We start from the raw sequence: 25299 nt of genomic DNA on the forward strand, positions 1-25299 counted from the left end.
GTGCGGGGTCAGCCCGTGTGTGCGTCCTGCCAGCCGTGCAATCGCGCCATTGCCTGCACCTCGGCGCTGAAGTCGCGCGCGAACCCGGCCATGTCGAACAGGCTGCTGTCCGAACGCCGCTGGGCCAGGGTGGTCCGCAGCGCTGCCAGTGCCGCCGGGTCGTTGCCCAGCGCGATTGCGGTATCCACGAACGCGCGGTCATCGGCGACGTTCATCGCCGGCAGTCCCAGGTGGTGGTTGAGCGACCCGGCCACGCGCGACGCGAATGTAGCGCCCGGGCAGGTCAACACCGGGCAGCCGGCCCACAGCGCATCGGAAGCGGTGGTGTGCGCGTTGTACGGGTGCGTGTCCAGGAACAGGTCCGCAAGCGGGTAGCGCGCCAGATAGGTCGGGTGCGGCAGCTTGGGCATGAACACCAGCCGTGCGGGGTCCAGCCCCGCGTCGCGCGCGGCGGTGCGCAGCCGCGCATCGGCATTGCCGGGCCCGGACAGCAGCCACAGCACGCTGCCCGGTACGCCCTGCAGCACTGCGAACGCGCGGCGCATGCTGCGCGGGTTGAGCTTGTAGCTGTTGTTGAAACAGCAGAACACCACCCCCTGCGCGGGCAGGCCACAGGCATCGCGGCCCGGCGCAGGTTCCAGCACGCGGGTGTTGTCCGAGGGCTGGAACGCGCGGGGCAGGTGCCGGACCTGTTCGCTGAAAGCCGGTTCCATCGCGGAAGGGAGTACGTAACCATCGGCCAATACGTAGTCCATCCACGGCGCGCCCGAGGTGCCTGGATAGGCCAGCCAGTTCACCTGTACCGGGGCAGGGCGCATCGCCAGTACCGCCGGCGTGCCGCCGCCGCCCCAGCCGCGCAGGTCGAACAGCACATCGATGCCGGCCTCGCGGATGCGTGCGGCGATCACCGCGTGCGGCAGGGGCGAGACGTCGTGCAGTGCGGTGGCAGCGGCCTGCAGGCGCGCGCGGATCGCGCTGCCGTCATCGGCATTGAGGGCGAACAGATGCAGCTCCAGCGCGCCCAGCGCGTGCAGCTGCTCGAACAGCGCCACGGTCAGCAGTCCGGTCGGGTGCGCGCCGAAGCCATTGGAAAGGAAACCTACGCGCAGCGGCCCCTTGCGGCGCACCTGCGCGGCCGGCAGCGCCCGCACGCCCTCGGCAATGCCTGCGGCGCGCTGCCGTGCACATGCCAACTGCTCGGCGGCGCTGGCGTCTTCGCTGAGGAAGGCGAACGGCTCGACCACCGCCACGCCCTGCGCCACGGCCTGGCGGACCTGCTGGGACAGCGGCTCCAGCCCGCGCCAGTCGCACAGCCGGCGTTGCCAGTTGAGCAGCTGCGCGGTGATGTAAGGCTCGCCGGGCAGCAGCTGATGCGCATGGCGGTAGGCATCGGCAGCGGCTTCGGGCTGGCCGGCGTCCTCCAGAGCGTGGCCCAGCCACAGCGCGATGCCAGGATGCTCCGGGACCTGGTTGGCGGCCTGGCGCAGCAGGGCGGCGGCCTCCCCATGGCGGCCCTGCATCCAGCGCGTGCGGCCCAGCCGGGCCAGCGCTTCGGGGTGGCCGGGGCGCAGCTGCAGCGCGCGCGAGGCTGCGTGGTCGCCCGCAGCGACATCACCGACTTCAAGCTCCGCGTCGGCCAGCATCACCCAGGCGATGAAATCCTGGGGCTGGCGCTGCACGGCGCTGCGCAGCTGCTCGCGCTGCGGGTCCATGCTCAAGCGCCGGCAGACAGCTGGGCCAGTTCATCGGCCTGGTGTTCGTGGATCAGCCGTTCCACCAGCGTATCCAGCTCACCGGCGATGATGTTGGGCAGGTCGTACAGGGTCAGCCCTTCCACGCGGTGATCGGTAATGCGGCCCTGCGGAAAGCTGTAGGTGCGGATGCGCTGGCTGCGGTCGCCGCTGCCGACCTGCAGCCGGCGGCTTTCCGCGGTTGCGGCCGCCTGCCGGCTGCGCTCGGCATCGAGCAGCTGCGCCTTCAGGCGCTTCATCGCCTTGTCGCGGTTGGCGTGCTGGCTGCGCTCGGTCTGGCATTCCACCACCACGCCGCTCGGCACGTGGGTGATGCGGATGGCCGATTCGGTCTTGTTGACGTGCTGGCCACCGGCGCCGGACGAGCGGAACGTATCCACCCGCAGGTCGGCCGGGTTGATGACGATCTCGTCGACCTCGTCGGCTTCGGGAATGATCGCCACGGTGGCCGCCGAGGTGTGGATGCGCCCCTGCGACTCGGTCGCCGGCACGCGCTGCACGCGGTGCGTGCCGGATTCGAACTTGAGCTTGGAATAGGCGCCGCGGCCCACCACGCGCGCCACGATTTCCTTGTAGCCACCGTGCTCGCCGGGGCTGTCCGATTCGACCTCGACCTTCCAGCCCTGGCGTTCGGCGTACCGCGCGTACATGCGGAACAGGTCACCGGCGAAGATCGCCGCCTCGTCGCCACCGGTCCCGGCGCGCACTTCCAGGAACAGGTTGCCGTCATCGCGCGGATCGCGCGGCACCAGCAGCAGGGCCAGCTCATGGTCGAGCTGCTGCAGGCGCGCCTGCGCGGCGGTGATTTCCTCCTCGGCCAGCTCACGCAGGTCCGGGTCGGCACGCATTGCTTCAGCGGCGGCCAGATCGGCCAACGCCCGCGCTTCCTCGTCCAGTGCGGCGGCGATCGGCTGCAGTTGGGCGAACTCACGCGAAAAATTGCGGAAGCGCTCGTTGTCGCTGACCACGGCCGGGTCGGCCAGCAGGCGTTCAAGTTCTTCGCGGCGCTCGGCCAGCGCTTCCAGCTTACGGCGCAGGGTCGGCGTCATCGTTGCTCACGGCAGGGTGGTGGTAGCCCGGCTTGGCCGGGAACAGGCGCTCGGCGGCGCGGGTCAGTTCAGTATCGCCGCTGAGCGCGGCTGCACGCAGCGCGGCGGTCGGCGGGTGCAGCAGGCGGTTGGTCAGGCCATGGGCGAGCAGCTCCAGCACCTCCTCCGGCGACTTGCCGTGGGCCAGCTGCTGGCGCGCCTTGCCCAGCATTTCCTGCCGCGTGGCCTCGCCATAGGCGCGCAGCTGGCGCAGCGGCGCCTGGTGCGCGTTGGCCTGCAGGGTCTCGACGAACCGCGACACCTGCAGCTCGATGATGGCTTCGGCTTCGGCGGCCGCCTCGCGCCGGCTGCGCCGGTTGTCTTCGACCGCGCGCTCAAGGTCGTCCACCGTGTACAGGAATGCATCCTGCAGCTCGCCGACCCCGGTTTCGATATCGCGTGGCACTGCCAGGTCGAACAGCAGCATCGGCTTGTGTCTTCGCGAGCGCAGCGCGGCCGAGATATGTGCCGTGGTGATGACCGGCTCGCGCGCGGCGGTCGCCGAAAACACCACGTCGGCTTCACCCAGGTGGCGTTCCAGCTCGGTCAGCGGCAGCGCCACGCCACCATGGCGGGTGGCCAGTTCCTGTGCATGGGCCAGGGTGCGGTTGGCGATCAGCAGCCTCCGTACGCGGCCTTCACTGAGGTGGCGGGCGGCCAGTTCGATGGTTTCGCCAGCGCCGACCAGCAACACGGTGGAGTCTTCCAGCCGCGCGAACGAGTTCTGCGCCAGGCGGACCGCCGTGGAGGCGACCGAGATCGGGTTGGCGCCCACGCGGGTGTCGGTACGCGCGCGTTTGGCCACCGAAAAGGTCTGCTGGAACAGGCGGTCCAGGCGCTGGCCGAGCAGGCCATGATCGCGCGCAGTCGCCCACGCATCCTTCACCTGGCCCAGGATCTGCGGCTCGCCCAGCACCATCGAGTCCAGCCCGGTGGCGACCCGGAACAGGTGGCGCACCGCATCGGCATCGGCATGCTGGTACAGATACCCCTGCAGCTGCCCGGCGTGCGACTCCAGCCACTGTGCCAGCGCCTCGCCCGAATCGGCCACGGCATACAGCTCCGTGCGGTTGCAGGTGGACAGCAGCACCGCCTCGGCCACCTGCGGGGTGTCGCGCAGCGACGCCAACGCCTGGGGCAGGGCGTCGCCGCCAAAGGACGCGCGTTCGCGCAGTTCCACTGGCGCGGTCTGGTGATTCAGTCCGAGCACCCACAGGGTCATTGTTCAGTTGCTTGCGATAAGCTGCTGGCCATTCAAGTCGCCATTTTAAGGCCAGAAGCCCCCGATGCCCGCATTGATTCGCATCTCCAGCGTTCTGCTGCTGTCCCTGTTCACCGCCAACGCCCTGGCGGCAGCCCCGGCGGCCCCCCCTGACAAGGCCGGAATGGCCCAGCCGGCGTCGCTGAGCCCGGTCATGGCCGGGGAGTTCGCACTGCAGGCCGGCAAGCTCGCCGAAGCCGCGCGCTGGTACCTGGAGGCCGCCGAGGCGGGCCGCGACGACGCCGGCCTGGCCGAGCGCGCCACCCGGATCGCCATGCTTGCCGACGATGACAAGCGCGCCACCCGCGCGTTGGCCCTGTGGGAGAAGCGTGCGCCCCGTTCGCTGGCCATGCGCAGCGCCGCCGCCGCGCTGGACCTGCGCAAGGGTGATGTGAAGGGCGCGCGGACCGAGCTGGGCACCCTGCTGCGCGACCCGGACCCGCGCGGCTGGAAGTTCGCTCTGGCCGCGCTGGCCGGTGGGGGCCGCGACCCGGCCGCTGCCGCCGATGTGCTGGGCCGGCTGGTCGACGACAACGCCATCCCCAACCAGCTCGAGCCCTGGCAGGAATTTGGGCGGCTGGCCATGCGCATGGACCGGCCCGAACTGGCCCGGCGCATGGTCGATGAAGTGGTGCGCCGCTTCCCCGGTGAGCCGCGCGTGGCGCTGCTCAATGCCAGCCTGATGTTCCAGGCCGGCAAGACCGACGACGCCTTGGCCGCGCTGCGTTCGGTGGAACCGCGCACCGCGCAGGACCCGGAGCTGCGCAATGCCGTGGCCATCGCCTACGACGCCATGGGCGATGCGAAATCGGCCGAGCGCGTGCTCGCGGTCGGTCCGCAGAACGTGCAGACCTGGGGCATGCGCGCCTCGCTGCTGGCCAAGCAGAAGGACGACGCGGCGCTGCTGGCGCTGTACACCGACCTGTCGAAGCAGGCGACCAAGCCGGACCCGGCCCAGCGCCTGCTGCTGGGCAAGATCGCCGAGTACCTCAAGCGCCATGCCGAAGCAGTGGACTGGTACCTCAGCGTGCCGGGCGGGGAAGAGCGCGCCGAAGCCCGCCTGCGCGCGGCCAGTGCCCAGTACGAACTGGGCCAGACCGACAAGGCCTTTGCCGGCGTCCATGCCATCCAGTCCGACGCCATGATCGATGATGAAGCGCGGCGCGACGCCTACCTGCTCGAGGCCGAACTGCGCCAGCGGGGCAACGACCTGCCGGGTGAGCTGGACGCGCTGGCCCGGGGCCTGGCCGCCTACCCGGACGAGAACGCGCTGCTGTATGCCCGCGCGCTGGCCTGGGAGCGCCGCGATGATGTGCCGCGCGCCGAAGCGGACCTGCGCAAGATCCTGGTGACCGAACCGGAGAACGTGGCCGCGCTCAACGCCCTGGGCTATACCCTGGCCGACCGCACCGCCCGCTACCAGGAGGCGCTGGAGCTGATCGACCGCGCCCGAGTGGCCGAGCCGGACAACGCCGCCATCGTCGACAGCTACGGCTGGGTGCTGTATCGCCTGGGCCGCAATGAAGAAGCACTGGTGCAGCTGCGCCGCGCCTGGACGCTGGCCAAGGATCCTGAAATCGCCGCGCATGTGGGCGAGGTGCTGTGGGTGCTTGGCCGCAAGGACGAGGCCCGCCGCTTCTTCGATGAAGCACGCAAGCTGGACCCGGAAAACCGTGCGCTGCAGCGCGTGATCGAGAAATACGGCGTATGAACCTGATTCCCCTGAAGGCCGCCTTCGCGGCGGTCCTGGCCGTGTCGTTGTCGGCCTGCGTGTCGCTCGACACGCGCAAGGCCCCGGCCGCCCCCGCTGTGGTGACCACCGTGAGCGCCGAGGCGCAGCAGGCCGAGGCTGCGCGAGTAGACGCGCTGCGCGCGCAGCCGGCGTGGTCGTTCCAGGGTCGGGTCGCGGTCAACAAAGGGAGCAACGGCGGCAGTGGTCGCATCGACTGGCAGCAGCAGGCGCGCCAGTACGTGGTGTCGCTGAGCGCGCCGGTCACCCGGCAGAGCTGGACCCTGAGCGGCGACAGCCAGAACCGCAGCGGGCGGCTGGACGGTGTGGAAGGTGGCCCGCGCCAGGGCGAGGATGCGCAGCAGGTGCTGCTGGAGGCCACCGGCTGGGATATTCCGGTCAACCAGTTGCCCGACTGGGTGCGCGGCCTGGTCGCCGAAGGGTCGACCGCGGCCGAGCAGATCGATCGCGATGCCGAAGGCCGGCCGCGCAGGGTCCGCCAGATGGGCTGGGATATCCAGTTCCTGGACTGGTACCCGGCCGAAGGCGATCGCCCGGTGCTGCCGCGGCGGATCGAGGCGGTCAATGGCGACGCCAAGGTGCGCCTGCTGGTCGACGGCTGGGTGCTGGGCAGCCCATGAGCGCGTTGGACCTGAACGGCAGTGGGCCGTGGTTTCCGGCCCCGGCCAAGCTGAATCTGTTCCTGCACATCACCGGCCGCCGCGCTGATGGCTACCACGAACTGCAGAGCGTGTTCCGGCTGCTGGACTGGGGCGACCGGGTTCGGCTTCAGGTGCGTGAAGACGGCCAGGTGCGTCGTATGGGGCCCTCCGTGCCCGGCGTGGAAGAGGCCGATGATCTCGCCGTGCGCGCTGCCGTTCTCCTGAAAAAGCATTGTAACGTCGCCCAAGGTGTACATATCACCGTCGAAAAGCGCATTCCAGCGGGCGGCGGTTTTGGCGGTGGGTCTTCCGATGCCGCAACGGTCCTGGTGGCGTTGAACGCGCTCTGGAAAACGGGGCTGGACGAAGACACGCTGGCCGGACTGGGCCTGCAGCTGGGCGCGGACGTGCCGGTCTTCGTGCGCGGACGCAATGCCTGGGCCGAAGGGGTGGGGGAGCAGCTGACCCCGCTGGCCCTGCCGCCGGCCTGGTATGTGATTGCCGACCCCGGCGTCCATGTGCCCACCGCTGCACTTTTCGCCAGTTCCGATTTGACGCGCGACGCCCCAGTAGCGAAAATAGCGGACTTCGCTTCCGGGTCTTTGCTCGGGAATGCGTTCGAGCCGGTGCTGCGCCGTCGCGAACCTGCCGTCGAGGCAGTGCTCATCGCGTTGGACAGGATCGGCCGGGCACGACTCACCGGGTCGGGAAGCGGTTGTTTCGTCGAGTTCGCCACGCGCGCTGCTGCAGAGCAGGGCCTGGCGCGGTTGCCGAAGGAACTGCGGGCATGGGTGGCTGCGGGCGTGGAGCGCTCGCCACTGCTTGATGTACTCGAGCGTTATTGATTTTTGATGCAGGGGCGTCGCCAAGAGGCCCAAGGCACCAGGTTTTGATCCTGGCATTCGGAGGTTCGAATCCTCCCGCCCCTGCCACTTGCGGACGCCAACCGCGTTCCATGCGCATGCTGCGCGGACACGGTTGAACGGCCGCGGTGTTGTCACCGCAGACGTCCCCGGGCGCCGGCGGCAGAGTTCTCCGCCAATCGCTCCCGCCCGAGACCGTCATGATGCAAGATCACCCGAACCTGCTGGTATTTTCCGGCAACGCCAACAAGCGCCTTGCCCAGAGCATCTGCAAGGAACTGGGGGTGCGACCGGGCAAGGCATTGGTTTCGCGCTTCTCCGATGGTGAAGTGCAGGTCGAAATCGAAGAGAACGTCCGCAAGCAGGACGTCTTCGTGATCCAGCCGACCTGCGCCCCCAGCGCCGAGAATCTGATGGAGCTGCTGGTCCTGATCGATGCGCTCAAGCGCGCCTCGGTCAACAGCGTCACCGCCGTGGTGCCGTACTTCGGTTACTCGCGCCAGGATCGCCGCATGCGCTCCTCGCGCGTGCCGATCACCGCCAAGGTGGCCGCCAAGATGTTCAGCGCCGTTGGCGCCGACCGTGTCCTGACGGTGGACCTGCATGCCGACCAGATCCAGGGGTTCTTCGACATGCCGGTGGACAACGTGTATGCCTCGCCGCTGCTGCTCGCCGATATCTGGCGCGCCTACGGCACCGAAAACCTGATCGTGGTGTCCCCGGACGTGGGCGGGGTGGTGCGCGCCCGCGCCGTCGCCAAGCGCCTGGACGATGCCGATCTGGCGATCATCGACAAGCGCCGCCCGCGCGCCAACGTCTCTACCGTGATGAACATCATCGGTGACGTCGAAGGCAAGACCTGCGTGATGGTCGATGACATCGTCGACACCGCCGGCACCCTGTGTGCGGCCGCCGCCGCGCTGAAGGCGCGTGGCGCCCTCAAGGTGGCTGCGTACTGCACCCACGCCGTGCTCTCGGGCCCGGCGGTGGACAACATCAACAACTCCCAGCTCGATGAGCTGGTGGTGACCGATACCATCCCGCTGCGTGAAGAAGCGCGCGTGTGCAGCAAGATCCGCCAGCTCAGCGTGGCGGAGATGCTGGCCGAAACGATGCGCCGCATCGCCTTCGGCGAGTCGGTCAGCTCGCTGTACGTGGACTGATTCGTTTTTCCTGGCCGCCGGCGACGGCAGCCAGGGCCCCGGGGACGTCTGGTCGCGGACGTGCCCTTCATCGCCAAGCCATTCCGGCAAGGCAACAACTGGTAGAAGTAAAATGTCGAAGACCCATGAAATCAAGGTCACCAAGCGTGAACTGCAGCGTAAGGGTGCGAGCCGCCGCCTGCGTCACGCCGGTGTGATCCCGGCCATCGTGTACGGTGGCAACGCCGAACCGGTCGCCATCAGCCTGGACCACAACGCTACCTGGCTTGCCCAGCAGAACGAGTGGTTCTACTCGTCGATCCTGGACCTGAACCTGGATGGCAAGATCACCAAGGTCCTGCTGCGTGACATGCAGCGCCACCCGCACAAGCAGCTGATCATGCACCTGGATTTCCTGCGCGTGGATGAGAACCAGACCCTGACCGCGTCGGTGCCGCTGCACTTCCTCAACGAAGACACCTCGCCGGCCGGCAAGGCTGCCGACGTCGTGGTCACCCACGAACTGAAGGAAGTCACCGTCAGCTGCCTGCCGAAGGATCTGCCGGAGTCGATCGACGTCGACCTGGGTGAGCTCAAGGCCGGTGACGTGGTGTACCTGTCCAATATCAAGCTGCCGAAGGGTGTCGAGATCGTTGCCCTGGCCCAGGGCAAGGACCACGACGACGCCATCGTCACTGCCAAGCACGGCAAGGGCGAAGCCGCCGACGAAGAAGTGGCTGCTGCAGAGTAAGTGATTGCGGCGCCTGCCCTTCTGGGCAGGCGCCGTTTCTGCATGTACCGGCACACCGCCGGTAGCTATGAAGAAGAGCGATGACAGGATTGCGATTGATCGTTGGCCTGGGTAACCCCGGACCCGAGCACGCCCAGACCCGGCACAATGCCGGGTTTCGTTTCATTGACGCCCTGGTCGCCCAGGCCGGCGCGCGCTGGAGCGTGGACGGCAAGCTGTTCGGCGAGACCGCCAGGGTCGACATTGCCGGGCAACCGGTGTGGCTGCTCAAGCCTGCCACCTTCATGAATCTCAGCGGCAAGTCGGTCACCGCCGCCCAGCGCTTCTGGAAGATCGAGCCTGAAGAAACCCTGCTGGCGCATGACGATCTGGACCTGCCGCCCGGCGTGGCCCGGCTCAAGTTCGACGGTGGCCACGGCGGCCAGAACGGCCTGCGCGACACCATCCGCCTGCTCGGCCATGGAAAGTTCCACCGCCTGCGCATCGGCATCGGCCATCCTGGCCACAAGGACCGCGTGGTGCCGTGGGTGCTCGGCCGCGCAAGCAAGGACGATGACGTGCTGATCGGGCATGCCATCGACGACGCCATCGACGTACTGCCGCTGGCCGTGCGTGGCGATTACAGTGAGGCGATGAAGCGCCTGCACACCCCGAAATAACAGAGGCTGTCAAAGATGGGTATCAAATGCGGCATCGTCGGCCTGCCCAACGTCGGCAAATCGACCCTGTTCAACGCGCTGACCAAGGCGGGCATCGCCGCGGCCAACTTCCCGTTCTGCACCATCGAGCCGAACGTCGGCATCGTGCCCGTGCCGGATCCGCGGCTGAACGAACTGGCGGCGATCATCAACCCGCAGAAGGTCATTCCAACCGCCGTGGAGTTCGTCGACATCGCCGGCCTGGTTGCCGGTGCCGCCAGCGGTGAAGGCCTGGGCAACAAGTTCCTGGCCCACATCCGCGAAGTGGATGCGATCACCCACGTGGTGCGCTGCTTTGAAAACGCCGACGTCATCCACGTCAACAACAAGGTCGACCCGCTGTCGGACATCGACACCATCGACACCGAGCTGGCCCTGGCCGACCTGGACAGCGTCGAGAAGGCGCTGAACCGCGCCGAGCGTGCGGCCAAGGGCGGCGACAAGGACGCGGCCGCGCGCAAGCCGGTGCTGGCCAAGCTGCAGGCTGCCCTGGCCGACGGCAAGGCCGGCCGCAGCGCCGGCCTGGACGAGGAAGAGAAAGCCCTGGTCCGCGACCTGTTCCTGCTCACCCTCAAGCCGGTGATGTACATTGCCAACGTGCTGGAAGACGGCTTCGAGAACAACCCGCACCTGGACGCCGTGCGCGCCCGTGCCGCCGCCGAAGGCGCGCAGGTGGTGCCGGTTTCGGCCGCCATCGAAGAAGAGCTCTCGCAGCTGGACGACGAAGACCGCGACACCTTCCTGGCCGACCTCGGCCTGACCGAGCCGGGCCTCAACCGCGTCATCAACGCCGCCTACAGTCTGCTCGGTCTGCAGACCTACTTCACCGCCGGCGTGAAGGAAGTCCGTGCCTGGACCGTACGCAAGGGCGCCACCGCCCCGCAGGCAGCCGCCGTGATCCACACCGACTTCGAGAAAGGCTTCATCCGCGCCGAAACCATCGCGTATGACGACTTCATCAAGTACAAGGGCGAAGCCGGCGCCAAGGAAGCCGGTCGCCTGCGCCTGGAAGGCAAGGAATACCGCGTCCAGGAAGGCGACATCCTGCATTTCCGCTTCAACGTCTGACCGGTCGGGCGGACCGTTGGTCCGCCGCCCGCCATCGCAGACGCCCCGCCCCGTGCGGGGCGTCTGCATTTCAGCCTGGACAATAATTCACCACGGCCTGAAACCCTTCCAGCGCAGTGTTCAGCCGGGTTGTCCACAGCAAATTCCCATGGCTTTCCACGTCCTGTGTGGAAAACCCGCGCATCGACTGGACAAAAATTCATCACCCTGCAGAACCGTTGCAGCGCGTGGCTCAGACAGGGTTGTCCACAGCAAACCCCCATCGCTTTCCACGCACGGTGTGGAAAAGTAGAACAACTACAGCGCGGTGCCGCCAAACTTGTGCGTGTACTGCAGGTTCAACTGCCTCCCCACCGTGTCAAACCACGACACGTCGTAATACGGGTACGAGGTGTACGTCGCATCCTTCGGCGGCATCTTGTTGAACATGTTCACCACCGACAGCGACAACCGCGAATGGTCGTCGAAGCGGTACTGCACCGACAGGTTGTAGCGGTAGGTCGCCTTGATCCACGGGCTGGCGCCGCTCTCCCAGTCGAAGCTCTGGTCGTAGCTGTCGAAACTCGGCAGCCTGCCCAGGCGCTGGCCGTACAGCGTGGCCGACCACGCCGCGTTCTCCCAGGTCAGGCTTGCGCTGGTCTTGGTGCGTGGAATATCGAAGCCACTGTTGACCGCGAACTGGTCTTCCACCACGTCCCCGGCGAACTGCTGGAAATCATGGCGCTGCACCCACGTGTGATTGCCGCTCAGGATGAAATCACCCACGCCGGTGGTCAGGCGGTAGCGCAGGCCCACATCGATGCCGCGGGTGGTCTCGCGTGCGATGTTGATCGGGCTCACGTGCACCCCGTACAGGCGCCCATCGCTGGTGCGGTTGACCCGGTTGAGCGCATCCACGCAGGTCGGCGAGGCCGCATCGGCCTCGCCCAGGCGGCAGGCCGCCTCGTCGCGCAGGATCGTGCTCACGTCCATGTCCTGCACCTGGTCGCGCATGTCGATGTCGAACCAGTCCACCGACAGGTCCAGGCCCATTGCAGGCGACCACACCAGTCCGGCGCTCCAGGAGGTGCTGGTTTCCGGATCCAGCTGGCGGTTGCCCTCGCGGGTGCGGATCAGGTTTTCCTCGTAATCCGAGCAGTCGTCCGCGCCGTCCACCGCGCACGCGTAATAGTCGTTCGCGCTGGTTTCATCGTTGCCCGGGCCGGCATACACATAATGCAGGTCCGGCGCGCGGAACGCGGTGCCGTATGAGCCGCGCACCAGCAGCGAGTCGATCGGGCGCCACTCGATGCCGCCGCTCCAGGTCGCCTTGCCGATGGTGTTGCCCGAATAGCGGTACTGGTCGAAGCGGCCGGCCACGCTCACATTGAGCGTGTCATGCAATGGCAGGCGCAGCTCCGCCGCGGTGGCCCAGCGGTTGCGGCTGCCGTGGCCGTCCGAATCCTTCCAGCTGTAGTAGTAGTACTGCGTGGCCAGCGGATCGGGATTGAGCGCGTAGGACTGGTTGCCGAACTCGGCGGTGGCCGCAAAGCCGGCCTTGCCGCCGGGCAGTTCGAACAGTTCGCCGTTGGTCAGGGTCAGCGCAGCGGTATCGGTGCGCGATTTCGGCCTGTAGGTGGTGCGCGCGGCGATCGATTCGTACTCGGCGCGGGTCAGCGGCCGGTACAGGCGCGCCGGGTCGGCGTTGTAGATCGGGAAGCCATCGTCGTCCTCGCCCAGCTGTGGGCCCAGGAACAGGTCGTTGGCCTTGGTCGCGATGATCTGCGGCCAGCGGATCGACGACTGGTACTGCGAGTGGCTCAGCGAAGCATCGTAATCCCAGGCCGCGCCCAGCGAGCCCTTGAACCCCGTGGTGACGCTGAAGGTCTTCTGGGTGCTGCGGATCATCCCGTTGCGCAGCCCGCCCATTTCCTCGGGCGAGAACTGGCGCTGCCAGAACTCCACCTGATCGGTGGCCTGGTTGTGGAAGTAGCCGTCCTCGTTGCCATCCGGCGCCATCAGCCCCCACTGGGTCACATCGCGCATCAACGCGATGTCGTGGTAGCCCAGCTGCACGTCGGCAAACCACTCCGCGCCGTTCTCGAAGCCATAGCGCAGCGATGCATAGCCGTTGGCGCCGCGGCGCTCGCTGAGGATCGTGCCGTAGCCGATCGAACGGTCACTGCCGCAGTAGAAGCCATAGCGTGCGCGCTCGGCGTAGTAGGTGCTGCCCTGGTTCTGGCTGGCCAGTGCATCGCAGGTGGCCTGGCCCGGATCCAGGTAATCGTCGTTGTAATCCGTGCGCAGGTACGCGCGGCGCGCGGCGCGCGCGCTTTCGGTGGGGGCGTCGAGGGTGGAATCCTGCTGGGCGCGCTCATGGGCCCACAGCGGGGTCTGCGACTGGAGCTCCAGGCTGTATACCGCGCTGAACTGGCCCGCATCGAAGCCACTGGCCATGCTCATGTCGAACGACTCGCCACCGCCCTCGCTGGTGGTGCCCAGGCGCACATCCACCGTGGTGCCATCGACCTGCTTCTTCAGGATGAAATTCACCACGCCGGCAATCGCGTCCGAGCCGTAGATGGCGGACGCGCTGCCGGTCAGCACTTCGATCCGGTCGATCATGCCCAGCGGGATGTTGGAGACGTCGGTGAAGTTGCTGCGGCCCTGGAACGGCATCGGGAAATCGGCGATGCGCCGGCCATTGACCAGCACCAGCGTGTGGTTGGGCCCCAGTCCGCGCAGGTCGACCTGCTGCGCACCCGGCGAGAAGTCAGCGCCGCTGGCCGATTGCTGGCTCTGCGTCTCACCGCCGTTCTGGGTCATCGAACGCAGTACGTCCGGCACGCTGGTGAAGCCGCTGGCCTGGATCTGCCCGGCAGTGATCACCGTGACCGGGGCGGGGCCCTCGACCTGGGCGCGCGGAATGCGCGAGCCGGTCACCTGCACCGTATCCAGCTGCTGCACCCCGGGCGCCGGAGCCTGTGCCGCTGCCGTTGCGCCCACACCCATCAACGCCAGCTGGATCGACCACGCCATCGCCTGTTTACGCATGAGAATTCTCAAGAAGAAAGTAGGCCTCGAGGGAGGCCGCGACCCCCATTCACATTTGGTGAACGGACGGCGCGCATTTAACGCCTTTTTTACGTCCGCCGCCAGCGAGCGCGCTTCAGGCCTGCGGGTATCGACCGACGGTCGATGCCTACCAGATATCCGGCCAGCGGGTAGGTGCCGACCGTTGGTCGGCACGGCGGGGTGTGTCCGGCATGATGGACGCGCCACCCACACCCCGGTCAGTGCCATGCCCTGTCGACACGCCCTGCTGCTTTCTCTGCTCCTGCTCAGCCCACCCGCCCTGGCCGCCGAGCCGGTGCTCGTCCTCCACGGCGGCGCAGGGGTGCAGCGCAAGGATCTGTCGCCGGCCGAGGAAAAGGCGGCGCGCGCGGCGCTGCGCCAGGCGCTCATCCAGGGTCACCAGGTGCTGGCCGCCGGCAGGCCGGCACTCGACGCGGTCACCGCCGCCATCACCGTGCTGGAAGACGATCCCACCTTCAACGCCGGCAAGGGCGCGGTGTTCACCCATGACGGGCGCAACGAGCTGGATGCCGCGTTGATGGATGGCGCCACCCTCAAGGCCGGTGCGGTGGCCGGCGTGCAGCGCGTGCGCAACCCGATCCTGCTGGCCGAGGCGGTGATGCAGCACTCTCCGCACGTGATGATGGTGGGCGAGGGCGCCGAAACCTTCGCGGCCAGCCGGGGCATCCCCCTGGTCGATCCGTCGTACTTCCGTACCGAAAAGCGCTGGCAGCAGCTGCAGAGGGCCCTGAAGGAAGAGGCTGGCGGCCAGGCGCATGCCGATTTCGAAACCGCACGCCACTTCGGCACCGTCGGCGCGGTGGCGCTGGACCGCCAGGGTCACCTGGCGGCCGGCACCTCCACCGGCGGCATGACCAACAAGCGCTACGGGCGCGTGGGTGATGCACCGATCATCGGCGCTGGCACCTACGCCAATGCCACCTGTGCCGTGTCCGGCACCGGCTGGGGCGAGTACTACATCCGCACGGCGGCCGCGCACGACATCTGCGCGCGCATGCAGTACCTCAAGCAGGGCCCGGAAGAGGCCGGGCGCGAGGTGATCAACACGCGCATTCCCGCGCTTGGCGGCGATGGCGGTGCGATCGTGCTGGGCGCCGATGGTCGTGCTGCCACGCCGTTCAACACGCAGGGCATGTACCGCGGCTGGATTGGTGCCGATGGCGTGCCGCACGTGGCGATCTTCGCGGACGAAACGCTGACGCTTCCCGGCCAGTAGCCCGCATTGCGGGGGCAATTTGCGATTGATGTGAAAAAGTTCAAAAAGGTTGTTGACAGAACCCGCATTCACCCCCAAAATTCACGGCTCTTCCACCCCACACCGAAAACGCTTCGGCGCCACGGGACAGGGTGGTAAGGAGGGATACCCAAGCGGCCAACGGGGGCAGACTGTAAATCTGCTGGCTTACGCCTTCGGTGGTTCGAATCCACCTCCCTCCACCAGTTTCATGCAGTTTCAGGTTGTGGCAAGAGCTTCCTATGCGGGAGTAGTTCAATGGTAGAACCTCAGCCTTCCAAGCTGATGGTGCGGGTTCGATCCCCGTCTCCCGCTCCATTGAATGGATTTGAATATATTCAAATTCGTGCCATAATTCAAAACTCGCTCACGTAGCTCAGTCGGTAGAGCACCTCCTTGGTAAGGAGGAGGTCGAAGGTTCGATTCCTTTCGTGAGCACCATCCAAGCGCCACCATTCAGACGATTTCGAGATAAGCAGCCATGGCCAAGGGTAAGTTCGAGCGCACCAAGCCGCACGTCAACGTCGGCACCATCGGTCACGTCGACCACGGCAAGACCACGCTGACCGCCGCACTGACCAAGATCGGTGCCGAGCGCTTCGGTGGCGAGTTCAAGGATTACTCCGCGATCGACGCCGCGCCGGAAGAAAAGGCCCGTGGCATCACGATCTCGACCGCACACGTCGAATACGAATCCACCACCCGTCACTACGCCCACGTCGATTGCCCGGGCCATGCTGACTACGTCAAGAACATGATCACCGGTGCCGCCCAGATGGACGGCGCGATCCTGGTCTGTTCGGCTGCTGACGGCCCGATGCCGCAGACCCGCGAGCACATCCTGCTGTCGCGTCAGGTCGGCGTGCCGTACATCGTCGTGTTCCTGAACAAGGCCGACATGGTGGACGACGCCGAGCTGCTGGAACTGGTCGAAATGGAAGTCCGCGAGCTGCTGAGCAAGTACGACTTCCCGGGCGACGACACCCCGATCATCGCGGGCTCGGCCCGTCTGGCGCTGGAAGGCGACCAGAGCGACATCGGCGTGCCGGCCGTGATCAAGCTGGTCGAAGCACTCGACAGCTGGATCCCGACCCCGGAGCGTGACGTCGACAAGGCGTTCCTGATGCCGGTGGAAGACGTGTTCTCGATCTCGGGCCGCGGCACCGTGGTGACCGGTCGTATCGAGCGCGGCGTGATCAAGGTCGGCGAAGAAATCGAAATCGTCGGTATCCGTCCGGTCCAGAAGACCACCGTGACCGGCGTGGAAATGTTCCGCAAGCTGCTCGACCAGGGTCAGGCAGGCGACAACGCCGGTCTGCTGCTGCGCGGCACCAAGCGTGACGACGTCGAGCGTGGCCAGGTCCTGGCCAAGCCGGGTTCGATCAAGCCGCACACCACCTTCGACGGCGAAGTGTACGTGCTGTCCAAGGACGAAGGCGGCCGCCACACCCCGTTCTTCAAGGGCTACCGTCCGCAGTTCTACTTCCGTACCACCGACATCACCGGTGCGGTCGAGCTGCCGGAAGGCGTGGAAATGGTCATGCCGGGCGACAACGTGAAGATGGTTGTCACGCTGATCAACCCGGTCGCCATGGACGAAGGCCTGCGCTTCGCGATTCGTGAAGGCGGCCGTACCGTCGGCGCCGGCGTGGTCTCCAAGATCATCGCGTAATCTGCACTACCGGCGGCAGCACAGCGCTGCCGGTCTCGCGAACGGCGGGCCGGGAACCTCGGTCCGCCTTCGCCGTCTAAGGGAAGGCAGTTTTTTCAGTACGCCAGTAGCTCAATTGGCAGAGCAGCGGTCTCCAAAACCGCAGGTTGGGGGTTCGAGTCCCTCCTGGCGTGCCACTTCTCCCTTCCAGCGGCCATGCCGCCACAGCAGCCAGAGCCGGATGAACAGCAAGATCGAGCATTCCAAGGACACCTCCACCGGGGGTGACATCGTCAAATACGCCGCCGCAGTGCTCCTGGCACTTGCGGGTCTTTTTGCGTGGTTCTGGTTCGGCATGCCCGAACATGCAGCCCAGAATGCCTGGTCCGGTCCCCTGCGTGGCCTGGGTGTTGCCGTCGGCCTGGCGGCCGGCTTCGGTGTGTTCATGCTGACCGCCAAGGGTCGCGACACCCGTGAATTTCTTTCCGAATCCCGCTTCGAGCTGCGCAAGGTGGTCTGGCCGACGCGCCAGGAAGCCATCCGCATGACGTGGGTGGTGATGGTCGTGGTGATCATCCTCAGCCTGCTGCTCGGCGGCTTTGATTTCTTGATTCAGAAAGCGATCCAGTTGTTCCTGGGTCGATAAGGAGAAACCTGTGAAGCGTTGGTATGTCGTTCACGCCTATTCAGGCTTCGAGAAGTCCGTGGCGCAGGCGCTGCGCGACCGTATCGCGCGCGAGGAAAAGCAGGATCTGTTCGGCGACGTCCTGGTCCCGACCGAAGAAGTGGTGGAAATGCGCGGCGGCCAGAAGCGTCGCTCCGAGCGCAAGTTCTTCCCCGGCTACGTGCTGGTGCAGATCGAGACCCATGACGAAGGCGGCATTCCGCGCATCGACAGCGAAAGCTGGCACCTGATCAAGGACACCTCCAAGGTGTTGGGGTTCATTGGCGGCACCGCGGACAAGCCGTTGCCGATCAAGGACGAGGAGGCCGCCGCCATCCTGGACCGCGTTCAGGAAGGTGTCGAAAAGCCCCGTCCCAAGGTGCTGTTCGAGCCGGGCCAGATGGTCCGTGTCACCGAAGGCCCCTTCAACGACTTCAATGGTGTCGTGGAAGAAGTCAACTACGAGAAGAGCCGTCTGCGCGTCTCGGTGTTGATCTTCGGTCGCGCCACGCCGGTCGAACTCGAATTTGGCCAGGTCGAAAAGGCCACCTGATCTGAAGGCTGCCCGCATTCACGCGGCGGCCTGAAAATCTGATATAGTGCTCGGCTTCCTGCCAGGAAGCTGGCAAAAGCAAAGGGCCGCCGCAAGGTGGCCTTCTGCGTGAATTCAAAAACGCGATGCCGGGACGCGAGATTCCCGGTCCGATGGGGAGCCTGTGGTCGCAAGGCGCTAGCACCCGGAGAGTATTCACATGGCAAAGAAAGTAATTGGTTACATCAAGCTGCAGGTGAAGGCCGGTCAGGCCAACCCCTCGCCGCCGGTCGGTCCCGCGCTGGGTCAGCGTGGCCTGAACATCATGGAATTCTGCAAGGCGTTCAATGCCGCCACGCAGAAGCTCGAGCCGGGTCTGCCGGTTCCGGTGATCATCACGGCCTATTCGGACCGTACGTTCACCTTCATCACCAAGAGCACCCCGGCCACCACGCTGCTGAAGAAGGCCGCGGGCGTGACCTCGGGCTCCAAGCGCCCGAACACCGACAAGATCGGCAAGGTGACCCGCAAGCAGCTCGAAGAGATCGCCAAGGCGAAGGAAGCTGACCTGACGGCCGCCGACCTGGACGCCGCCGTGCGTACGATCGCTGGTTCTGCCCGTTCCATGGGCCTTGTGGTGGAGGGTTAAGAAGATGGCACAGACCAAGCGTGAGAAGGCCATTCAGGCCGCCGTCGTCCCGGGCAAGGCTTACGCCTTTGAGGACGCAATCAAGATCCTGAAGACCGCCACCAAGGCCAAGTTCGTCGAGTCCTTCGACGTCGCCGTGCGCCTGGGCGTGGACGCCAAGAAGTCCGACCAGCAGGTGCGCGGTTCGACCGTGCTGCCGGCCGGTACCGGCAAGAGCGTGCGTGTTGCGGTGTTCGCACCGGCCGGTGCCAAGGCTGACGAAGCCCTGGCCGCTGGCGCCGAAGCCGTCGGCATGGACGACCTGGCCGAGAAGATGCAGGCCGGCGATCTGAACTACGACGTCGTCATCGCCACCCCGGACGCCATGCGCGTCGTGGGTAAGCTGGGCACCGTGCTCGGCCCGCGCGGCCTGATGCCGAACCCGAAGGTCGGCACCGTGTCGGCCAACCCGGGCGAAGCCGTCAAGAACGCCAAGTCGGGTCAGGTGCGTTACCGCACCGACAAGGCCGGCATCATCCACTGCACCATCGGCAAGGCCGATTTCGCCGAAGACGCGCTGAAGTCGAACCTGCAGGCGCTGCTGCTGGATCTGATCAAGGCCAAGCCGGCGACCTCGAAGGGCACCTACCTGCAGAAGGTTTCGGTCAGCTCGACGATGGGCCCGGGCGTCACCGTCGACCAGTCGTCGCTGACCCTGAAGTAATCGTTTCAAGCGGGTGCGCGGTTTCGGCCGTGCACCCGTGACATTTGAAGGCAATCCGAGCGGGCCTGGCCCGTGACGATAGCCGTCAAAGACCGCAGGCGCGGTCGTTGCACACCGGCGACGGGCAGGGATGCTCGCATTGGCATGGAGTCGCCGCCGGCGCCGTACCGACCGCTTAATCGGTTCCTTCGGGAATCACCCTGCGTAGATGGTGCCCTTCTGGAGTTTTTCTGGTTTACGCAGGTCTGGGTTCACCCAGGTTGGCCATCCAGGTCTAGAACGGCCCACCCTTGGAACATCGTCCCGATGTTCCCGGCGTCCAGGACGGATGCTGCCCAGGACCGCAAACGGCAGGAGCCGTAAGCGGAGTTCAATTGGAGGAGTGCAATGGCTCTCAATCTGTCCCAGAAGCAAGAAGTAGTCGCCGAGGTTGCGGACGTCGCTGCCAAGGCCCACTCCTTGATCGCAGCCCATTACGCTGGCACCACGGTCTCCCAGATGACCGCGATGCGCAAGCAGGCCCGCGAAACCGGTGTTTTCTTGAAAGTTGTCAAGAACACGCTGGCCGAGCGCGCCGTCAAGGGCACCGAGTTTGAATGTGCAACGGACAAGTTCACCGGTCCGATGCTGTTCGCGTTCTCGCTCGAGGAGCCCGGCGCAGCCGGTCGCCTGATCAAGGAAGCTGCCAAGAACAACGCCAAGCTGCTTCCGCAGGTCGTTGCCATCGGTGGCGAAGTGTTCCCGGCAAGCCACGTCGACGTGCTGGCATCGCTGCCGACCCGCGATCAGGCCCTGGCCATGCTGGCCCGCGTCCTGACCGAGCCGGTCACGATGTTCGCCCGCGCCATCAAGGCCATCGGTGACAAGCAGAACGGTGGCGAAACCGCCGACGCTGCCGAGCCGGCTGCCGAAACCGCCTGAGTCGCTGTTTACGTGGTTCCTGACGGAACCTGAACCCAGAAAATTATCCAAAGGTAATCAAAATGTCCCTTACCAACGAACAGATCGTCGACGCCATCGCCGAAAAGTCCCTGATGGAAGTGATGGAGCTGGTCAAGGCCATCGAAGAGAAGTTCGGCGTTTCCGCCGCTGCTCCGGTCGCCGTGGCTGCTGCCGCTGGCCCGGCCGTTGCTGCTGAAGAGCAGACCGAATTCGACGTCATCCTGAAGTCGGCCGGCGACAAGAAGGTCGAAGTCATCAAGGCCGTCCGCGCCATCACCGGCCTGGGCCTGAAGGAAGCCAAGGATCTGGCAGAAGCCGGCGGCATGATCAAGGAAGGCGCTTCGAAGGACGACGCTGCCAAGTTCAAGAAGGACCTGGAAGCTGCTGGCGCGACTGTCGAAGTCAAGTAAGCAGTTCCTTGCGTCGCCATCGAATCACGGCGATGCAGCCAAGGCTGGGGGCGTAAGCCCCCGGCCTTTGGTCGTTGTTGCGGCAATGACCGAAATCCAGCAGTACCGGCCCAGGCCGGCGAGTTGGTAGTTGGAAGTAGCGGGAGAAGGCGTGCTGGTGCCGGCAATACCAGCGACTTCCAACTGACAATTTTCATGTTCCCTTCGGGCCACGCCTCCATGGCGGGGCCCGCACAGCCAAGGTGAGACCCCATGACGTCATATTCGTTCACCGAAAAAAAGCGTATCCGCAAGGATTTCGGCAAGCAGCGCTCGATCCTCGAAGTGCCGTTCCTGCTCGCCATCCAGGTGGATTCCTACCGCGAATTCCTGCAGGAAAACGTGGATCCGGCCAAGCGCCGTGATCTCGGCCTGCACGCGGCCCTGAAGTCGGTGTTCCCGATCGCCAGCTACAGCGGCAACGCTGCGCTGGAATACGTGGGCTACAAGCTGGGCGACCCGGTCTTCGACGAGCGCGAGTGCCGCCAGCGTGGCATGAGCTACGGCGCCCCGCTGCGCGTGACCGTGCGCCTGGTGATCTACGACCGCGAGTCGTCCACCAAGGCCATCAAGTACGTGAAGGAGCAGGAGGTCTACCTCGGCGAGATTCCGCTGATGACCGACAACGGCACCTTCATCGTCAACGGCACCGAGCGCGTCATCGTCTCGCAGCTGCACCGTTCGCCGGGCGTGTTCTTCGACCACGACCGTGGCAAGACCCACAGCTCGGGCAAGCTGCTGTACAGCGCCCGCATCATCCCGTACCGCGGCTCCTGGCTGGACTTTGAGTTCGACCCGAAGGACGCGCTGTTCACCCGTATCGACCGTCGCCGCAAGCTGCCGGTGTCGATCCTGCTGCGTGCGCTGGGCTACAGCAATGAAGAAATGCTGGCCGAGTTCTTCGAGATCAACACGTTCCACATCAATCCCGATGAGGGCGTGCAGCTGGAGCTGGTCTCCGAGCGCCTGCGCGGCGAGACCCTGAACTTCGACCTGGCCGACGGCGACAAGGTCATCGTCGAAGCCGGCAAGCGCATCACCGCGCGCCACGTCAAGCAGCTGGAAGCCTCGGGCATTGCCGCCCTGGCCGTGCCGGACGATTACATCGTCGGCCGCATCCTGTCCCACGACGTGGTCGACGCCGGTACCGGCGAACTGCTGGCCCAGGCCAACGACGAAATCACCGACGAGCAGCTGCAGGCCTTCCGCAAGGCCGGTGTGGATGCCGTGGGCACCCTGTGGGTGAACGATCTGGATCGTGGCCCGTACCTGTCCAACACCCTGCGTATCGATCCGACCAAGACCCAGCTTGAAGCGCTGGTCGAGATCTATCGCATGATGCGTCCGGGCGAGCCGCCGACCAAGGACGCCGCGCAGAACCTGTTCCACAACCTGTTCTTCACCTTCGAGCGCTACGACCTGTCCACGGTCGGCCGCATGAAGTTCAACCGTCGTGTCGGCCGCAAGGAAGTCACCGGTGAAGCGGTGCTGTACGACCGCAAGTACTTCGGCGAGCGCAACGACGAAGAGTCCAAGCGCCTGGTCGCCGAGCACGGCGACAGCTCCGACATCCTGGACGTGATCAAGGTCCTCACCGAGATCCGCAACGGTCGCGGCGTGGTCGACGACATCGATCACCTGGGCAACCGTCGCGTCCGTTCGGTCGGCGAAATGGCCGAGAACGTGTTCCGCGTGGGCCTGGTCCGCGTCGAGCGCGCGGTCAAGGAGCGCCTGTCGATGGCAGAATCCGAAGGCCTGACCCCGCAGGAACTGATCAACGCCAAGCCGGTTGCCGCAGCCATCAAGGAATTCTTCGGTTCCTCGCAGCTGTCGCAGTTCATGGATCAGAACAACCCGCTGTCGGAAGTCACCCACAAGCGTCGCGTCTCGGCCCTGGGCCCGGGCGGCCTGACCCGTGAGCGTGCCGGCTTCGAAGTGCGCGACGTGCACCCGACCCATTACGGCCGCGTCTGCACCATCGAAACCCCGGAAGGCCCGAACATCGGCCTGATCAACTCGCTGGCCGTGTACGCCCGCACCAACCAGTACGGCTTCCTGGAAACCCCGTACCGCAAGGTGCACGACGGCAAGGTCTCCGACGAGATCGAGTTCCTGTCGGCCATCGAAGAAAACGAATACGTCATCGCCCAGGCCAATGCCCTGACCGACGCCAAGAGCATGCTCACCGAGCAGTTCGTGCCGTGCCGGTTCCAGGGTGAGTCGCTGCTGAAGCCGCCGGCGGAAGTCCATTTCATGGACGTCTCGCCGATGCAGACCGTGTCGATCGCCGCGGCGCTGGTCCCGTTCCTGGAGCACGATGACGCCAACCGTGCACTGATGGGCGCCAACATGCAGCGCCAGGCCGTGCCGACCCTGCGTGCGCAGAAGCCGCTGGTGGGTACCGGTATCGAACGCGCCGTGGCCCGTGACTCGGGTGTGACCGTGAATGCCCGTCGTGGCGGCGAGATCGTGCAGATCGACGCCGGACGCATCGTGGTCAAGGTCAACGAAGTGGAGATCACCGACGCCAGCGATGCCGGCGTGGATATCTACAACCTGATCAAGTACACCCGTTCCAACCAGAACACCTGCATCAACCAGCGTCCGCTGGTGGAAGTGGGCAACGTGGTGGCGCGTGGCGACGTGCTGGCCGATGGTCCGTCCACCGACATCGGCGAACTGGCCCTGGGCCAGAACATGCTGATCGCCTTCATGCCGTGGAACGGCTACAACTTCGAAGACTCCATCCTGCTCTCCGAGCGCGTGGTGGAAGAAGATCGTTACACCACGATCCACATCGAAGAACTGACCTGCGTCGCGCGTGACACCAAGCTGGGGCCGGAGGAAATCTCGGCCGACATCCCGAACGTGTCCGAGCAGGCGCTGAACCGCCTGGATGAGTCGGGCGTGGTGTATATCGGCGCCGAAGTGCGCGCCGGCGACATCATGGTCGGCAAGGTCACCCCGAAGGGCGAAAGCCAGCTGACCCCGGAAGAGAAGCTGCTGCGCGCGATCTTCGGCGAGAAGGCGTCGGATGTGAAGGACAGCTCGCTGCGCGTCCCGCCGGGCATGGATGGCACCGTCATCGACGTGCAGGTCTTCACCCGCGACGGCATCGAGAAGGACAAGCGCGCGCGCCAGATCGAGGAAAGCGAGATCAAGCGCGTCAAGAAGGACTTCGACGACCAGTTCCGCATCCTGGAAGGTGCCATCTACGCGCGCCTGCGCTCGCAGATCGTGGGCAAGGTCGCCAACGGCGGCACCAACCTGAAGAAGGGCGACATCATCACCGACGCCTACCTGGATGGCCTGAAGAAGGCTGACTGGTTCGTGCTGCGCATGAAGGACGACGACGCGTCCGAAGCCATCGAACGCGCGCAGAAGCAGATCCAGGCGCACGAGAAGGAATTCGAACGTCGCTTCGCCGACAAGCGCGGCAAGATCACCGCCGGCGACGACCTCGCCCCGGGCGTGCTGAAGATGGTCAAGGTGTTCCTGGCCGTGAAGCGCCGCATCCAGCCGGGCGACAAGATGGCCGGCCGCCACGGTAACAAGGGTGTGGTTTCCAACGTGGTGCCGGTCGAGGACATGCCGTACATGGCCTCGGGCGAGACCGTGGACATCGTGCTGAACCCGCTGGGCGTGCCGTCGCGCATGAACATCGGCCAGATCCTGGAAGTGCATCTGGGCTGGGCCGCCAAGGGCCTGGGTCGCAAGATCCAGGGCATGCTCGAGGCGCAGGCCGCGATCAACGACCTGCGCAAGTTCCTGGACGACGTGTACAACCACGACAAGACCCAGCACGCCAACCACGTCGACCTGACCCAGTTCAGCGACGAGGAGCTGCTGCGCCTGGCCGGCAACCTGACCGACGGCGTGCCGATGGCCACCCCGGTGTTCGACGGTGCCACCGAAGCTGAAATCAAGCACATGCTTGCCCTGGCTGACCTGCCGCTCAGCGGCCAGACCCAGCTGTATGACGGTCGTACCGGCGAAGCATTCGATCGCCACACCACCGTGGGCTACATGCACTACCTGAAGCTGAACCACCTGGTCGACGACAAGATGCACGCCCGTTCGACCGGTCCGTACTCGCTCGTCACCCAGCAGCCGCTGGGCGGCAAGGCGCAGTTCGGCGGCCAGCGCTTCGGTGAAATGGAAGTCTGGGCGCTGGAAGCCTACGGCGCGGCCTACACCCTGCAGGAAATGCTGACGGTGAAGTCCGATGACGTGCAGGGCCGCAACCAGATGTACAAGAACATCGTCGACGGCGAGCACGAGATGGTCGCCGGCATGCCGGAATCCTTCAACGTGCTGGTGAAGGAAATCCGCTCGCTGGCCATCAACATGGAACTGGAAGACAACTGATCGCGCAGGCGCGGCTGCC

The 25299-nt window shown here is 65.8% G+C and carries 20 protein-coding genes and 5 tRNA genes; 21 read left to right on the top strand and 4 right to left on the bottom strand.

From position 1 onward, the window contains the following. Window positions 1-8 precede the first annotated feature (8 nt). The 3 genes from ACTJI4_RS06300 to hemA are packed head-to-tail and all read right to left on the bottom strand — an operon-like array spanning window position 9 to window position 4061. Entirely contained in the window at window positions 9-1718 is a 1710-nt protein-coding gene (locus ACTJI4_RS06300; RefSeq protein ID WP_440868834.1) for an O-linked N-acetylglucosamine transferase, SPINDLY family protein, read from the bottom strand. Beyond that, complete coding sequence (gene prfA, locus ACTJI4_RS06305; RefSeq protein ID WP_440868835.1) at window positions 1715-2800, bottom strand: peptide chain release factor 1; 1086 nt, start codon at window positions 2798-2800, stop codon at window positions 1715-1717. The genes ACTJI4_RS06300 and prfA overlap by 4 nt, the downstream gene beginning before the upstream one ends. Continuing rightward, on the bottom strand, window positions 2778-4061 hold the full coding sequence (hemA, locus tag ACTJI4_RS06310) for a glutamyl-tRNA reductase (protein ID WP_440868836.1): 1284 nt from the start codon (window positions 4059-4061) through the stop codon (window positions 2778-2780). Before hemA ends, prfA begins: the two co-directional genes overlap by 23 nt. Window positions 4062-4125: 64 nt before the next feature. On the opposite strand from hemA, the gene ACTJI4_RS06315 reads away from it, so the two are divergent. The 8 genes from ACTJI4_RS06315 to ychF all read left to right on the top strand — a co-directional run bounded on the left by ACTJI4_RS06315 (window position 4126) and on the right by ychF (window position 11013). Further along, window positions 4126-5811, top strand: coding sequence for a tetratricopeptide repeat protein (locus ACTJI4_RS06315; RefSeq protein ID WP_440868837.1), 1686 nt, complete (start codon window positions 4126-4128; stop codon window positions 5809-5811). Further along, a complete protein-coding gene (gene lolB, locus ACTJI4_RS06320) occupies window positions 5808-6470 on the top strand; it encodes a lipoprotein insertase outer membrane protein LolB (RefSeq protein WP_440868838.1) in 663 nt (220 codons plus the stop codon). Before ACTJI4_RS06315 ends, lolB begins: the two co-directional genes overlap by 4 nt. Next, window positions 6467-7336 carry a 4-(cytidine 5'-diphospho)-2-C-methyl-D-erythritol kinase gene (gene ispE, locus ACTJI4_RS06325; protein ID WP_392918934.1) on the top strand — a complete coding sequence of 290 codons (870 nt, stop codon included), beginning with the start codon at window positions 6467-6469 and terminating at the stop codon, window positions 7334-7336. The genes lolB and ispE overlap by 4 nt, the downstream gene beginning before the upstream one ends. Before the next feature lie 10 nt (window positions 7337-7346). Next, window positions 7347-7423, top strand: a tRNA-Gln gene (locus ACTJI4_RS06330). Between the two features lie 134 nt (window positions 7424-7557). Beyond that, complete coding sequence (locus ACTJI4_RS06335) at window positions 7558-8517, top strand: ribose-phosphate diphosphokinase (RefSeq protein ID WP_038692467.1); 960 nt, start codon at window positions 7558-7560, stop codon at window positions 8515-8517. A gap of 112 nt (window positions 8518-8629) precedes the next feature. Beyond that, window positions 8630-9247, top strand: a complete 618-nt coding sequence (locus ACTJI4_RS06340; protein WP_392918931.1) for a 50S ribosomal protein L25/general stress protein Ctc — start codon at window positions 8630-8632, stop codon at window positions 9245-9247. A gap of 80 nt (window positions 9248-9327) precedes the next feature. Further along, on the top strand, window positions 9328-9906 hold the full coding sequence (pth, locus tag ACTJI4_RS06345) for an aminoacyl-tRNA hydrolase (RefSeq protein WP_440868839.1): 579 nt from the start codon (window positions 9328-9330) through the stop codon (window positions 9904-9906). A 15-nt stretch (window positions 9907-9921) separates the two neighbouring features. Next, a complete protein-coding gene (gene ychF, locus ACTJI4_RS06350; RefSeq protein WP_392918926.1) occupies window positions 9922-11013 on the top strand; it encodes a redox-regulated ATPase YchF in 1092 nt (363 codons plus the stop codon). Window positions 11014-11310: 297 nt separating this feature from the next. Here ychF and ACTJI4_RS06355 read toward each other — a convergent pair whose 3' ends face one another. After that, complete coding sequence (locus ACTJI4_RS06355) at window positions 11311-14046, bottom strand: TonB-dependent receptor plug domain-containing protein (protein WP_440868840.1); 2736 nt, start codon at window positions 14044-14046, stop codon at window positions 11311-11313. A gap of 247 nt (window positions 14047-14293) precedes the next feature. Here ACTJI4_RS06355 and ACTJI4_RS06360 point away from each other — a divergent pair, with 247 nt between their 5' ends. The 13 genes from ACTJI4_RS06360 to rpoB all read left to right on the top strand — a co-directional run bounded on the left by ACTJI4_RS06360 (window position 14294) and on the right by rpoB (window position 25280). Beyond that, the gene (locus ACTJI4_RS06360) at window positions 14294-15304 is read left to right on the top strand and encodes an isoaspartyl peptidase/L-asparaginase family protein (RefSeq protein WP_392918920.1); all 1011 of its coding nucleotides are present in this window, start codon (window positions 14294-14296) and stop codon (window positions 15302-15304) included. Window positions 15305-15442: 138 nt separating this feature from the next. Next, window positions 15443-15528, top strand: a tRNA-Tyr gene (locus tag ACTJI4_RS06365). Between the two features lie 38 nt (window positions 15529-15566). Then, window positions 15567-15640, top strand: a tRNA-Gly gene (locus ACTJI4_RS06370). 47 nt (window positions 15641-15687) lie between these two features. Further along, window positions 15688-15763: transfer RNA gene (locus ACTJI4_RS06375), tRNA-Thr, on the top strand. Between the two features lie 40 nt (window positions 15764-15803). Further along, on the top strand, window positions 15804-16994 hold the full coding sequence (tuf, locus tag ACTJI4_RS06380; RefSeq protein ID WP_440868841.1) for an elongation factor Tu: 1191 nt from the start codon (window positions 15804-15806) through the stop codon (window positions 16992-16994). A 100-nt stretch (window positions 16995-17094) separates the two neighbouring features. Further along, window positions 17095-17170: transfer RNA gene (locus tag ACTJI4_RS06385), tRNA-Trp, on the top strand. 44 nt (window positions 17171-17214) lie between these two features. Further along, window positions 17215-17619 (top strand): preprotein translocase subunit SecE, encoded by a 405-nt coding sequence (secE, locus tag ACTJI4_RS06390; protein ID WP_392924717.1) that lies wholly within the window; start codon window positions 17215-17217, stop codon window positions 17617-17619. A gap of 10 nt (window positions 17620-17629) precedes the next feature. Next, window positions 17630-18190, top strand: a complete 561-nt coding sequence (gene nusG / locus ACTJI4_RS06395; RefSeq protein ID WP_392924714.1) for a transcription termination/antitermination protein NusG — start codon at window positions 17630-17632, stop codon at window positions 18188-18190. A 199-nt stretch (window positions 18191-18389) separates the two neighbouring features. After that, window positions 18390-18818, top strand: a complete 429-nt coding sequence (rplK, locus tag ACTJI4_RS06400; RefSeq protein WP_282247498.1) for a 50S ribosomal protein L11 — start codon at window positions 18390-18392, stop codon at window positions 18816-18818. 4 nt (window positions 18819-18822) lie between these two features. Next, window positions 18823-19521, top strand: a complete 699-nt coding sequence (gene rplA / locus ACTJI4_RS06405; RefSeq protein ID WP_068849440.1) for a 50S ribosomal protein L1 — start codon at window positions 18823-18825, stop codon at window positions 19519-19521. Between the two features lie 387 nt (window positions 19522-19908). Beyond that, a complete protein-coding gene (gene rplJ / locus ACTJI4_RS06410) occupies window positions 19909-20442 on the top strand; it encodes a 50S ribosomal protein L10 (RefSeq protein WP_282247497.1) in 534 nt (177 codons plus the stop codon). 62 nt (window positions 20443-20504) lie between these two features. Further along, on the top strand, window positions 20505-20873 hold the full coding sequence (gene rplL / locus ACTJI4_RS06415) for a 50S ribosomal protein L7/L12 (protein ID WP_392924709.1): 369 nt from the start codon (window positions 20505-20507) through the stop codon (window positions 20871-20873). Between the two features lie 252 nt (window positions 20874-21125). Then, window positions 21126-25280, top strand: a complete 4155-nt coding sequence (rpoB, locus tag ACTJI4_RS06420) for a DNA-directed RNA polymerase subunit beta (protein ID WP_392924705.1) — start codon at window positions 21126-21128, stop codon at window positions 25278-25280. The last annotated feature ends 19 nt before the right edge of the window (window positions 25281-25299 follow it).

The sequence above is a fragment of the Stenotrophomonas sp. 22385 genome, assembly GCF_052045085.1.
Taxonomy (GTDB): Bacteria; Pseudomonadota; Gammaproteobacteria; order Xanthomonadales; family Xanthomonadaceae; genus Stenotrophomonas.

What these genes read in the sequence shown, in the direction of transcription:
- ispE (WP_392918934.1), top strand. Translation starts at nt 6,467, where the DNA reads ATGAGCGCGTTGGACCTGAACGGCAGTGGGCCGTGGTTTCCGGCCCCG.
- lolB (WP_440868838.1), top strand. Translation starts at nt 5,808, where the DNA reads ATGAACCTGATTCCCCTGAAGGCCGCCTTCGCGGCGGTCCTGGCCGTG.
- rpoB (WP_392924705.1), top strand. Translation starts at nt 21,126, where the DNA reads ATGACGTCATATTCGTTCACCGAAAAAAAGCGTATCCGCAAGGATTTC.
- ACTJI4_RS06355 (WP_440868840.1), bottom strand. Translation starts at nt 14,046, where the DNA reads ATGCGTAAACAGGCGATGGCGTGGTCGATCCAGCTGGCGTTGATGGGT.
- rplJ (WP_282247497.1), top strand. Translation starts at nt 19,909, where the DNA reads ATGGCTCTCAATCTGTCCCAGAAGCAAGAAGTAGTCGCCGAGGTTGCG.
- ychF (WP_392918926.1), top strand. Translation starts at nt 9,922, where the DNA reads ATGGGTATCAAATGCGGCATCGTCGGCCTGCCCAACGTCGGCAAATCG.
- ACTJI4_RS06335 (WP_038692467.1), top strand. Translation starts at nt 7,558, where the DNA reads ATGCAAGATCACCCGAACCTGCTGGTATTTTCCGGCAACGCCAACAAG.
- tuf (WP_440868841.1), top strand. Translation starts at nt 15,804, where the DNA reads ATGGCCAAGGGTAAGTTCGAGCGCACCAAGCCGCACGTCAACGTCGGC.
- rplL (WP_392924709.1), top strand. Translation starts at nt 20,505, where the DNA reads ATGTCCCTTACCAACGAACAGATCGTCGACGCCATCGCCGAAAAGTCC.
- rplA (WP_068849440.1), top strand. Translation starts at nt 18,823, where the DNA reads ATGGCACAGACCAAGCGTGAGAAGGCCATTCAGGCCGCCGTCGTCCCG.
- pth (WP_440868839.1), top strand. Translation starts at nt 9,328, where the DNA reads ATGACAGGATTGCGATTGATCGTTGGCCTGGGTAACCCCGGACCCGAG.
- prfA (WP_440868835.1), bottom strand. Translation starts at nt 2,800, where the DNA reads ATGACGCCGACCCTGCGCCGTAAGCTGGAAGCGCTGGCCGAGCGCCGC.
- ACTJI4_RS06360 (WP_392918920.1), top strand. Translation starts at nt 14,294, where the DNA reads ATGCCCTGTCGACACGCCCTGCTGCTTTCTCTGCTCCTGCTCAGCCCA.
- ACTJI4_RS06315 (WP_440868837.1), top strand. Translation starts at nt 4,126, where the DNA reads ATGCCCGCATTGATTCGCATCTCCAGCGTTCTGCTGCTGTCCCTGTTC.
- ACTJI4_RS06340 (WP_392918931.1), top strand. Translation starts at nt 8,630, where the DNA reads ATGTCGAAGACCCATGAAATCAAGGTCACCAAGCGTGAACTGCAGCGT.
- secE (WP_392924717.1), top strand. Translation starts at nt 17,215, where the DNA reads ATGAACAGCAAGATCGAGCATTCCAAGGACACCTCCACCGGGGGTGAC.
- rplK (WP_282247498.1), top strand. Translation starts at nt 18,390, where the DNA reads ATGGCAAAGAAAGTAATTGGTTACATCAAGCTGCAGGTGAAGGCCGGT.
- hemA (WP_440868836.1), bottom strand. Translation starts at nt 4,061, where the DNA reads ATGACCCTGTGGGTGCTCGGACTGAATCACCAGACCGCGCCAGTGGAA.